1 protein-coding gene is annotated in these 412 nt (G+C 76.7%); it reads right to left on the bottom strand.

The annotated features are described in order from the left end of the window. Positions 1–280 precede the first annotated feature (280 nt). A partial coding sequence (locus G3I71_RS53125; RefSeq protein WP_203733230.1) for a helix-turn-helix domain-containing protein occupies positions 281–412 on the bottom strand: 132 nt, incomplete at its 5' end.

Here is a 412-nt window from a genome sequence, read left to right as displayed (position 1 = left end):
GACCACGAAGCCGGCGGTCGCGAGGCCGTTCCCCGCCTTGGGGGCGATTGGCTGCGGGCTCGGCGGCGGCGGAGGCGGTGCGTAGGTGTCGGACATGAGGGCTCCCCTGTGCATGCTGGTGTCTGGTGGCCGGAGAGCTCGCTCCCCGGGTGAAGCGGTCGTCGCCCGAGCGGGCGCGACGCGGTCCACCCCGGTGGATCGGACACGCCGGCGCCGGGCTTGAGGGGTCCGAGGTCCCGGGATGGCCCGGGAGGACGGCACGGGCCCGGCCGGACCGCCGTCAGCGGGAGCGACGCACGACGAGGGCGACGAGCTCCGGGCTGCAGCCCAGCGCGTCCGCGATCGCGGAGTAGCTCCACCGCGCGGGGTCCTCGGCGCGGAGCTGGAGGACGAGGCGGTCGCGCTCCTGGCG

It is taken from the genome of Streptomyces sp. SID12501 (genome assembly GCF_010550245.1).
Classification (GTDB): domain Bacteria; phylum Actinomycetota; class Actinomycetes; order Streptomycetales; family Streptomycetaceae; genus Streptomyces.
The sequence above is the reverse complement of the archived record's forward strand: the minus strand, read 5'-3'. Positions and strand labels throughout refer to the sequence as shown.